The 346-nt window shown below is 46.8% G+C and carries 1 pseudogene; it reads left to right on the top strand.

Going from position 1 to position 346, the window contains the following annotated elements:
• A pseudogene (locus HBA93_RS19625) lies at nt 1-283 on the top strand (integrase); the annotation flags it as partial.
• Nucleotides 284-346 lie beyond the last annotated feature (63 nt).

Below are 346 nucleotides of genomic sequence, written 5' to 3'. Positions count from 1 at the left end.
GAATGGTTTCCCCCGTTATCGTGATAAAGGAGACACGCTATCAGGCGCCGTTGGGAAATATCTGCGTGAAAATAATTTATTCGAAATGCCGCGGCAAACATTCTATTCGCTGCGGCACTCCTTTGAAGATCGAATGAAGAACGCAAAGATTGATGCGGAAGTACGTAAAATTTTGATGGGGCATTCCATCGATCGGCAAAGCTATGGCGAAGGCGGATCACTGAAACTTCGCCAAGAGGCTATGCAAGCAGTGAGCCTGCCTTACGATCCTGTGATCGTTTAAGTCTGGCATGAACAGCCGACATCCTGTTATGAGCTGACCGCATTTGATCTAACTCTTGTTCAA

This window comes from Ochrobactrum sp. SFR4, from assembly GCF_019730395.1.
Classification (GTDB): Bacteria; Pseudomonadota; Alphaproteobacteria; order Rhizobiales; family Rhizobiaceae; genus Pseudochrobactrum.
The sequence above is the reverse complement of the archived record's forward strand: the minus strand, read 5'-3'. Positions and strand labels throughout refer to the sequence as shown.